This window comes from Corallococcus sp. AB018, from assembly GCF_003986945.1.
GTDB lineage: Bacteria > Myxococcota > Myxococcia > Myxococcales > Myxococcaceae > Corallococcus > Corallococcus exiguus.
On the sequence record NZ_RAWR01000294.1, the window covers coordinates 1 to 10,085 of the forward strand.

At 69.9% G+C, this 10,085-nt stretch carries 9 protein-coding genes; 5 read left to right on the forward strand and 4 right to left on the reverse strand.

The features are described from left to right. Positions 1–106: 106 nt before the first annotated feature. From D7Y11_RS38825 to D7Y11_RS38840, 4 genes are all read left to right on the forward strand, one after another. Complete coding sequence (locus D7Y11_RS38825) at positions 107–853, forward strand: ABC transporter ATP-binding protein (protein ID WP_120596566.1); 747 nt, start codon at positions 107–109, stop codon at positions 851–853. Further along, entirely contained in the window at positions 850–2,082 is a 1,233-nt protein-coding gene (locus D7Y11_RS38830; RefSeq protein ID WP_120580989.1) for an ABC transporter permease, read from the forward strand. The genes D7Y11_RS38825 and D7Y11_RS38830 overlap by 4 nt, the downstream gene beginning before the upstream one ends. Next, complete coding sequence (locus D7Y11_RS38835) at positions 2,082–3,548, forward strand: TolC family protein (RefSeq protein ID WP_121752565.1); 1,467 nt, start codon at positions 2,082–2,084, stop codon at positions 3,546–3,548. The genes D7Y11_RS38830 and D7Y11_RS38835 overlap by 1 nt, the downstream gene beginning before the upstream one ends. 373 nt (positions 3,549–3,921) lie before the next feature. Further along, positions 3,922–4,287: a helix-turn-helix transcriptional regulator gene (locus D7Y11_RS38840; protein ID WP_120580991.1), complete on the forward strand. Its 366-nt coding sequence runs from the start codon at positions 3,922–3,924 to the stop codon at positions 4,285–4,287. A gap of 18 nt (positions 4,288–4,305) precedes the next feature. Here D7Y11_RS38840 and D7Y11_RS38845 read toward each other — a convergent pair whose 3' ends face one another. From D7Y11_RS38845 to D7Y11_RS38860, 4 genes are read right to left on the reverse strand one after another with little or no spacing between them, the layout of a single operon-like run. Further along, entirely contained in the window at positions 4,306–5,838 is a 1,533-nt protein-coding gene (locus D7Y11_RS38845) for a response regulator (protein ID WP_120580992.1), read from the reverse strand. Further along, positions 5,831–7,879 (reverse strand): hybrid sensor histidine kinase/response regulator, encoded by a 2,049-nt coding sequence (locus D7Y11_RS38850; RefSeq protein ID WP_120580993.1) that lies wholly within the window; start codon positions 7,877–7,879, stop codon positions 5,831–5,833. The genes D7Y11_RS38845 and D7Y11_RS38850 overlap by 8 nt, the downstream gene beginning before the upstream one ends. Continuing rightward, positions 7,876–8,580 carry a hypothetical protein gene (locus D7Y11_RS38855; RefSeq protein WP_121752564.1) on the reverse strand — a complete coding sequence of 235 codons (705 nt, stop codon included), beginning with the start codon at positions 8,578–8,580 and terminating at the stop codon, positions 7,876–7,878. Before D7Y11_RS38855 ends, D7Y11_RS38850 begins: the two co-directional genes overlap by 4 nt. Positions 8,581–8,584: 4 nt before the next feature. After that, positions 8,585–9,244 carry a B12-binding domain-containing protein gene (locus D7Y11_RS38860; RefSeq protein WP_120580995.1) on the reverse strand — a complete coding sequence of 220 codons (660 nt, stop codon included), beginning with the start codon at positions 9,242–9,244 and terminating at the stop codon, positions 8,585–8,587. Between the two features lie 309 nt (positions 9,245–9,553). Between D7Y11_RS38860 and D7Y11_RS38865 the strand changes: the two genes are divergently transcribed. Next, positions 9,554–10,081, forward strand: a complete 528-nt coding sequence (locus tag D7Y11_RS38865) for a hypothetical protein (protein ID WP_126936202.1) — start codon at positions 9,554–9,556, stop codon at positions 10,079–10,081. The last annotated feature ends 4 nt before the right edge of the window (positions 10,082–10,085 follow it).

The following is a 10,085-nucleotide window of genomic DNA, read 5'->3' on the forward strand; positions in this document are numbered from 1 at the left end:
GGGCATGGGCGGCGGGCGCCGGGGCGGATTCTAGGCGCGCGCGGCCGTTCCAATCACAGACACCATCACAGGAACTGCGGGCAGGGGAAGGGACAGAGGCAGACAGATGGACGCGGACACGAAGCGGGCACCCCCCGTCATCCAGCTCAACAAAGTGGCGAAGGTGTACAAGTCTGGCGACGTGGAGGTGCGGGCCCTGCGTGGCGTGGACTTCACGGTGGAGCCCGGGGAGTTCGTCTCCATCATGGGCTCCTCCGGTTCGGGCAAGTCCACGCTGATGAACATCCTGGGCTGCCTGGACCGGCCCACCTCCGGCGAGTACCTGCTCAACGGCCGCGAGGTGGCCCGCCTGGACCGCGACGGCCTGGCGCGCGTGCGCAACCGCACCCTGGGCTTCGTCTTCCAGAGCTTCAACCTGCTGGCGCGCACCACCGCGCTGGAGAACGTGGAGCTGCCCATGCTCTACGCGGGCGTGCCCTCGAAGGAGCGGCGTGCGCGGGCGAAGGAAGCGCTGGAGCGCGTGGGGCTGGGGGCCCGGCTGGACCACCACCCGAAGCAGCTCTCCGGCGGTCAGCAGCAGCGCGTGGCCATCGCGCGGGCGCTGGTGGGGCGGCCTCGCGTCATCCTGGCGGACGAGCCCACGGGCAACCTGGACTCGCGCACCACGGTGGAGGTGATGGCGCTGTTCCAGCAACTGCAGAAGGAAGGCATGACGCTGGTGCTGGTGACGCACGAGCCGGACGTGGCCGAGTACACCCAGCGCATCGTGGTGGTGAAGGACGGGCGCATCGTGAACGACAGACGCCAGACGCCGAACCCGGCGGTGGTGCCCGCCGAGGAGGTGGGGACATGAACATCATGGAGACACTCGTCCTGGCGCTGCGCGCGCTGTTGCGCTCGAAGACGCGCTCGGTGCTCACCGCGCTGGGCATCATCATCGGCGTGGGCGCGGTCATCGCCATGGTGGCCATTGGCGACGGCGCGAAGGCCAGCGTGCAGAAGGTCTTCGACTCCATGGGCACCAACCTGCTCATCATCCTGCCGGGCTCGTCCAAGTCCGGTGGCGCGCGCGGCGGCTTCGGCAGCCAGCCCACCATCACCTGGGACGACCTGGAGGCCGTGCGCACGCAGGTGGCCAGCGTGCGCGGCGCCGCGCCGGAGATGCGCTCCAACGCGCAGGTGTTCAGCGAGGACCAGAACTGGAACACCAGCATCATCGGCACCACGACGGACTACTTCTCCGTGCGCAGCTGGACCATGGCGAAGGGCGCGCACTTCACGGACGCGGACAACGAGGCCGGCGCGAAGGTGGCGGTGCTGGGTCAGACGGTGGTGGACAACCTCTACGGCAAGGGCTTCAACCCCGTGGGGCAGGTCATCCGCATCAACAAGACGCCCTTCACCGTGATGGGCGTGACGGCGCCCAAGGGCCAGTCGCCCGTGGGCCAGGACTTCGACAACACGGTGTTCGTGCCGGCCACCACGTTCAAGCGGCAGGTGCAGGCGCAGAGCCTGGGCGCGTACATCACCGGCGCGGTGTTCGTGCAGGCTGCCAGCGCGGACCTCACGGCCAAGGCCCAGACGGACGTGACGAACCTGCTGCGCGAGCGTCACCGCCTGGGCGAGGACGACGCCAACGACTTCGACGTGCGCAACCTGGCGGAAGTCGCCAGCGGCCAGCAGCAGAGCACGGAGACGTTGAGCCTGCTGCTCGCGGCCATCGCGGCGGTGTCGCTGGTGGTGGGCGGTATCGGCATCATGAACATCATGCTGGTGAGCGTCACCGAGCGGACGCGGGAGATTGGCGTGCGCGTGGCGGTGGGCGCCCGTCCGCGAGACATCCTGGCGCAGTTCCTCATCGAGGCGCTGACGCTGGCGGTGCTGGGCGGCATCATCGGCGCGGCCGTGGGCCTGGGCGTGGCGAAGCTGCTCGCCGCGCAGTTCGGCTGGCCCATGCTGGTCCGTCCTGACGTCGCGCTGCTGGCCATCGTGTTCAGCGGCCTGGTTGGGGTCGTCTTCGGTCTGTATCCGGCGCGCAAGGCGAGCCTGTTGGATCCCATCGATGCACTGAGGTACGAGTGATGCGCGCGCTTCCGTTGACGCTTTCGTTGTGCGTCCTGCCCGTGGTCGCGGGGGCCCAGACGGCCCAGCCCGCCGCCCCGCGGACGCAGGCCCCGGCCGCCCAGGCTCCGGCGACGGCCCCGGCCGCCACGCCGCAGGCCCCGGCTCCGGCAACGCCCGTGACGCCTCCGGCCGTGCAGCAGTCCCTGACGATGTCCGCCGCCGAGGGGCGCGTCATCACCCTGGCGGACGCGGAGGCCGCGGCGCGCCAGTACCAGCCGTCGCTGCGCTCGGCGCAGGCGAGCACCGACGCGGCGTACGCCCGGGTGGACCAGTCCTTCTCCAGCTTCCTGCCGCAGGTGAGCGCCAACGCTGGCTACACGCTGGGCACCAGCAACCGGGCCGTCATCCAGAACGTGCCGGGCAGCGACACCGGCGTGGTGTCCAACTCCACGCGGCGCTTCAGCGGCAGCATCGCCGCCAACCAGCTCATCTACGACTTCGGCAAGACGTCTGGCCGCTACAACGCGTCGAAGGAGTCGGCGGGCGCGCAGGAGAACTCGCAGGAGCAGGTGCTCCAGGACGCGCTGCGGAATGTGCGAACGGCGTACTTCAACGTCCTCACGCAGAAGGCCCTGCTGGGCGTGGCGCGCGAGACGCTCCAGAGCGAGGAGGCCCGGCTCAACCAGGTGAACGCGTCCGTGCAGGTGGGCTCTCGGCCGGAGATTGACCTGCTCCAGCAGCGCACCGCGAAGGCCAACGCGCAGGTGGCGCTCATCCGCGCGCAGAACGCCTATGCCACCGCGAAGGCGCAGCTCAACCAGACCATGGGCGTGGAGACGTCCACCGACTACACCGTGCAGGACGTGACGGTGGCGGCCATCGCGGGCGAGGACGAGGTGCTGGACGCGCTGGTGACGCGCGCGCTGGAGGCCCGCCCCGACGTCGCCGCGCGCGAGCGGCAGATTTCCGCGCAGGAGTCACAGGTGAAGGTGACGAAGGCCGGCCACCTGCCCTCCTTGAGCGCCACGGGCAACCTGTCCGACGTGGGGGCGAACCCGTTCAACGGCGCCACGCTGAGCGCGCAGGGCGGCGTCCAGCTGAGCTGGGCGCTGTTCCAGGGCGGGCTCGTCAACGCGCAGACGCGCGAGGCCAACGCCAACCTGCGCGACCTCCAGGCGCAGAAGGACGCGCTCCGGCAGCAGGTGCGGCTCCAGGTGGAGCAGGCCCGGCTCAACGTGGTGGCCACGCGCGAGGCGCTCACCGCCGCGGACGAGGCCCAGGTGAACGCGCGCGAGCGGCTGCGGCTGGCCGAAGGGCGCTACCGCGCGGGCGTGGGCAACATCATCGAGGTGAGCGACGCGCAGGTGGCCTTCTCCAACGCCGCCGCCCAGCAGGTGCAGGCGACGTACGACCTGGCCACCTCTCGCGCGGAGCTGGCGCGCGCCCTGGGCACGGTGGAGTTGACCACCCTGGCGTCGCGGTAGCGGCCACGACGCCACTCGGAAGCGGGTGGCGGCGGGGCGTGTATCTGGGCGGCACTGAAAACATGAGCCAACCCTGAAGGGTGGCAGTGGCGGCAGGACGCTTCAGCACCGTAGGAAACGGCGGCTCCAACGTCCTGGGTCACCTCCGGACAAGCCCGTAAACGCGCGGAGATGCACTTCGCGGAGGCTGTTTCCAGAGGGCGCTCCGTCTCAAAAGAGCCATGGGTGTCGGGGTTGCCCGGACTCCGAAAGTCCACCTCCCGCGCAGCGACCCTATGGGTGAACAATGGGAGGCTGACCCGGCAAGTTCTGTCTGTCTGCCTCTATACGTCCTATGCCGTCGGCCAAACGTTTCGGGTCGGCAAGCGAAGGCATGGACAAGAAACTCGCAACCACCATCGGCGCATCGGCACGGGTCGCCCGGGGCCGCATGGAGCTTACGCAGGCCGACGTCGCCGAGCGAATCGACGTGGCCACGGAAGTGTACGGCCGCCTTGAGCGCGGCGGCATGCTCCCCAGCGTCCAGACCCTGCTGAAGCTGTGCCACGAGCTGCACGTCTCCGCGGACGAGCTGCTGGGACTCGCGGCGCAGGGCGCTCCGCCGTCGCGCGCCAGCGAGGCCCCTCCGCCCACGCCGGAGCGTCCGGAAGTGCGCCGGCTGCTGCGCAGCGTGCGTCAGTTGGACCCCGGCCAGGTGAAGCTGCTGGGCCTGGTGGCCAACGCGCTGACGCGGCGGTAGCCACCCTCCACTCCCGCTTCAGAGGTTCGACAGGACGCGATCCAGGTCCGCGGGCCGCACCGGCTTGGTGAGGTGCACGTCGAACCCGGCCTTCAGGGCCTGCTGGTAGGCCTCCGGGTCGCCGTAGCCGCTGAGCGCCACCAGCCGCAGCCCCTGCCCCACGCGCGCGCGCAGCGTCCGGGCCACCTGGAAGCCGTCCATCCCCGGCAGGCCAATGTCCACCAGCGCCAGGTCCGGCGCGTGCTCCAGGGCCAGCTCCACGCCCCGCACGCCGTCCTGGGCCACAGCCACCTGGTGACCCCACAGCTCCAGCAGGTCGCGCATGGACTGGCGCGCGTCCGAGTTGTCCTCCACCAGCAGGATGCGCCGCGCGCGCCGTGCATCCAGGAGGTTCGTCCCGGCCGCCAGGGGGACGCGGTCCGCGGGGAGCAGGGGCAGCCGCACCACGAACTCACTGCCCCGGCCCGGGCCGCCGCTGGTGGCCTCCACGGTGCCGCCGTGCATCCGCACCAGCGTGCGCACCAGGGTGAGACCAATGCCCAGGCCCCCGCGCGAGCGCTCCAGGGACGTGTCCGCCTGGGCGAACAGCTCGAACATGGCGGGCAGCTTCTCCTGCGAGATGCCGATGCCGGTGTCCTTCACCCGCAGCACCGCCTGCGCGCCGCCGTCCACGCCCTCCTGGAACAGCTCCACGGTGACGCTGCCCTCGTCCGTGTACTTGGCCGCGTTGTCCACCAGGTTGGTGAAGACCTGCTCCAGGCGCGTGGCGTCGCCCTCCAGCCACAGCGGCGCGCGCGGCAGGTGGACCTCCAGCTTCAGGCCGCGGGCCTCCACGCGGGGGCGCAGGATGGCGAGCACCTGCTGGAAGGTCGCCGTGAGGCTCACCGGCTCCGTCCGCAGCTCCACCTTGCCCCGGGTGATGCGGCTGACGTCCAGCAGGTCATCCACCAGCCGCGCCAGGTGGTGCGTCTGGCGCTGGATGATGCCGTGCATCCGCGCTTCCTTGGTGTCCGAGGGCCCCTTGCGCTCCAGGATGCCAATGGACGTCATGATGGCGGCCAGCGGGTTGCGCAGCTCATGGGCCAGCATGGCCAGGAACTCGTCCTTGCGCCGGTCCATTTCAATGAGCTGATCCGTGCGCAGCCGGGCCTGCTGCTCCGCGTGGCGCAGGCGCAACAGCGAGCGCACCGTGGCGATGAGCTCCGAGGGTTCGTAGGGCTGGGTGAGGTACGCGTCCGCGCCGCCCTCCAGGCCCTGCACCTTCTTGTCCGGCGTGACGAACGTCGCGGACGTGTGCATCACCGCGATGGAGGCCGTGGCCGAGTTGGCCCTCAGCCGCGCGCAGACCTCATAGCCGCTGATGTCCGGCAGCTTCACGTCCAGGACGATGACGTCCGGGCGGTGCTCCTCCGCCATGAGGAGCGCCGCCATGCCGGTGGCCGCCTCCAGCACGTGGTAGCCGGACATCTCCAGGATGCGGTTGACCAGGTAGCGGTTGGCCTCGTCGTCGTTGACGTTGAGGACCGTTGCCAGACGCGACTCCTCAGCCACGGGAGCTCCCCTCGCGCAGCTCCCGGTTCCCCAGCCCCGCCTTGGACAGTGCGTCGCGGATGCGGGTGATGGCCACCTCGCGGCTGAGCGTGTGCTTGGCCAGGATGGCGGACGTCTCGCGCGCCAGCCGCTGGCGCTCCGGCTCCTGCAACTGGTGGGAGGTGTGCAGGATGATGGGGATGTCGCGCGTGCGCGGGTCCGCCTTCAGTTCGTCCAGCACGTCGAAGGCGGTGATGTCCGGCAGCACGAAGTCCAGGAAGATGAGGTGCGGGGCGTGCTCGCGGGCGATCCTCACGCCTTCGCGGCCGTTGGCGGCCTCCAGCAGTTGGAACTGCGTGTCCTTGAGCAGCTGCTTGAGCAGGTAGCGGTGCACGTCGTCGTCGTCGATGATGAGCACCCGCTCCACCGGCCCGGTGCGCGCCATCGCCGTCAGCTTCTTCTGCAGGCGCACCTCGTCCACGGGCTTGAGCCAGAACTCGTCCGCGCCCAGGGCGCGCGCCTTCTGCTCGCGGTCCGTCACGGTGACGACGAGGACGGGGATGTCGCGCGTCTGCTCCCCGTTCTTCATCTCCGCGAGGAAGTTCCAGCTCGTCTCGCCCTCCAGCATCACGTCCAGCACCATGGCCGCGGGGCGCACGCGCTGCATCGCCTTGCGCGCTTCCTCCACGCTGCGCACGGGCAGCACCTGGAAGCCGGAGCGCGCCAGGTACTTCTCGTAGAGGAAGAGCGTCTGGCGGTCGTCCTCCAGCACCAGCACCGGGGCGCGCGAGGGGTCCAGCGTCTCGCTGCGCTGGGTGAGCCCCGTCATCTCCGACACCTCCGGGTGGACGCGCGGCAGGGTGATGAGGAAGGTGGCGCCTTCCCCCAGCTGGCTCTTCACGGTGAGCGTGCCGCCCAACAGCTCCGTCAGCTTGCGCGCCAGGGGCAGGCCCAGGCCGGTGCCCTTCACGCGCCGCTGCAGGGGGCTGTCCACCTGGATGAACTCCTCGAAGACGCGGTCGTGGTTCTCCGGCGCGATGCCGATGCCCGTGTCCTTCACGGAGAACACCACCGTGTCGCGCGGGCCCCGGGCCGCGGACACCGTGACGGCGCCGGACTCGGTGAACTTGAGCGCGTTGGAGATGAGGTTGCGCAGCACCTGGCTGAGCTTGGCCTCGTCCGTCTCCAGCTCCAGGGGCTCCGCCGACTCCTCGAAGTCGAGCGCCACCGTCGAGTCCGTCGCCAGCAGGGGACGCGTCATGCCGCGCATCGCGCTGATGAGGTCGGACGCGACGAAGCGGGTGTGGCGCAGCGTCGTCTTGCCGGACTCCACCTTGGACAGGTCCAACAGGTCGTTGACCAGCTCGAAGAGCGCCTCCGCGGAGCCGCGGATGAACTGGACCTGCTTCTCCTGCTCCGGCGCGAGGCTGCCGTTGAGCGGGTTGAGCAGCACCTTGGACAGCCCGAGGATGGAGTGCAGCGGCGTGCGGAACTCGTGGCTCACGTTGGCCACCACGCGGCTCTTGATTTCGGACGCGCGCTGGAGGCTCTCCGCCTTCTCATCCAGGGCTGCGTGCAGGGTGCGCACGCCCTTGTTGGATTCCTCCAGCTCGCGGTTGAGGCGGGCCAGCTCCTCCGCGCGGCGCTTGAGCTCGTGCTGTTGGCGCTCCGTCTCGCGGTGGAGCGCGGACAGTTCGCCCAGCGTGGTGCTCACCTGGGTGAGCGCGGTGCCGTAGTCCTCCGGCACCAGGCTGCCCACCAGCGCGATGCCGCCCTCGTGCGGCCGGGCGCGGAAGGCGAACGTCGCGGGCTTGTGGTGGCTCTGGAGGATGAGCTCCCAGCTGTCCACGGCCTCGTCGCGCGCCTGCACGAGCAGCTTCTCGACCTTGCTCTCGCTGCCGTGGCTCGCCAGGCTCTGCAGCGTCTGGCCGGGCTTGACGTCCAGGAGGCGCGCGGCGCGCTCGTCGCGCCAGACGATCGTGCCTTGCGCATCACAGGCCAGAGCCAGCTCGCGGCTGAGGGATTCGAAGATCCCGGAGTCGCGGTCCTCTTCCTTCATCATGAGTGGGTCTCCTCCCACGAATCGGGCGTCCGCGCGAGCAACGTCCGCGCTTCAGGGGGGCCGTCCGCCAGGGCCGCCTCCAAGGCGTCCAGGAGGTGGGGAAGGGTCAGGGGGGACAGTCCCCGTTGGGGCCAGAAGCCCGCGTACCACTGCAGATGGGCGTTCCACAGGTCCGCACGACCCAGGGCGAGCGCATCCGAGAGATAGGACAACTGGAGCCGCACCTCTTGTTCCAGGCGGGGGCGGCTTCCGGAGGGAAGCGGGCCCTCCGTGCGCCGGACGACCACGCTGATGATGGCGGCGGCGTCCGACTCCACGGCGTGGGCGGGGCCGTCTTTGTACCGCAGGGCCTGTCGGGCGGAGTGGACGTAGGTGTGGGGCAGGGAGTCCGGGCCGAAGCCCTCCGCCTGGAGCGCGTGGGCGAGCCCGTCGAAGTGCTGATCCAGGTGCAGCGAGCACATGCCGCGCGTGACGAGCAGGGTGCGCAGCCAGCGCGCGTAGTCCTCGATGATGGCGGGGCGCGCAGCGTCCAGTGCCTGCACGAGGTAGCGCACGTGGAAGACGGCGTCCTCGTCACCGAAGCGGCGGGCGCGCTGGATGCCGTAGCGCGCGGCCCAGAACGGGTCTTCGTACAAAGCCTGAACAGAGTTGGATGCGAGGAACGCGGTCCGCGCTTCCACCTGGAGGCTCACGTGCGGCATGGCGTCAGACCCCCAGGAGGCGGCAGGCGGAGGCGACGAGCTCGCGGACGCTCTTGCCGAAGAAGGACACGGCCAGTTCGTCCTCGAGGACGGGGCCCCAGTCGAAGGCGAGCCCACCCACGGCGATGGGCAGGGACGGGGAGACTTCACGCACCTTGCGCACGGCCTCGCGGACCTGGGGCATGTGGAAGGGCATGGAGACGGAGAGGGCCAGGAGGTCCGGCGGGGACTCGCGCACCATGCGGGCCAGGTGATCCGCGGGCACGTTGGCGCCGAGGAAGCGCACGTTGAAGCCGGCCATCTCCAGGAAGTCGCTGGCCATGCGCGCGCCCACTTCGTGCAGTTCGCCCTCCACGCACGCCATCAACACGACCTTGTCGTTGGACGGGTCGCGGGGCAGGTGGCGGTACAGGTGGGCCAGGACGTACTGGGAGATGGCGGTGGCCAGGTGTTCCTGGGCCACGGAGATGACGTTCTCCTGCCAGAGCCGCCCGATTTCGTACTGGGCCGCCTGGATGACCTCCAGGTGGAGCTCCTGGAGTGGCACGCCGCACAGCAGGCCCTCGTCCACGAGCAGGCGCAGGGCCTCTTGCCGGTTTCCGGAGAGCTGCGCGGACAGATACCGCGCCCGCAGCGAATCGATGGCAGGGGTCGTTTGGATCACGGGAGCCGGTAGCGAACGGGGCAGGGTAGGGGTGTTCCAGCTTCCGTTAAACCCCGGAGCGTTCTCCCTCTTCCGTAAGTGAACAGTCCCCTGTCCTGTGGATCGAACGGTCGCTTTTCTGCTTGCAGGTCAGGCGGGCTCGCGAGTGGGTCTTGCGGCCTGAACGCGCTTTGCTGGAATTCATGCCTGGCCGCTCTTGCTGGTCTGGTTGGAGCCTCGTGGCCGGTCTGGGCCTGTTGGTGGGCTGCTCGGCTCCGCACCTGGCTTGATGCGCGCACCTAGCGGCTGGATGCGCTGTAGGAAGGCCGGATGCGAGGTCGGATCATGTCGCTGAAGACTGTTGCGTTGGTGCTGGGACTGCTGGGCTGCGCCCGGAGGCCCGAGCCACTTTCGGCGCCAGTGCTTGAAGACCGGACCGTCCGCTTCCCGGTCTCTTCCGATGCCGATGCGGGTGTCCTCCAGGCCGGTGTGCCGGTCGTGCTGGATGGCGAGACCCTGCGCGCGTTGACGATCGTCTCGCGGGACCTGTTCCCGCTGGGGAGCGCGGCGACGTCCTGTGACAGCCGACCGGAGTCCTACACGTACCGGGTGCTCCGGCAGGACGGCCTGCTCTTCGTCTTCGTGGACGAGAACCCCGCAGCGTGTGGACGGCGTTTTCCGTCGCTCGACTCCGGCGCGAAGTACGCCCTTCGCCCGGATGGGCGCATCCTCCGGCGCGTTGTCGATGGCGTGGACGCGGATGACGACCTGCGGGGCGTGATGCTGCCAGATGGCGGCGTGCAGACCGTCCTCGTGCCCCCGAGTCAGGGATTGCTTCCGGGGGACGCAGGGGAGTGAGGGC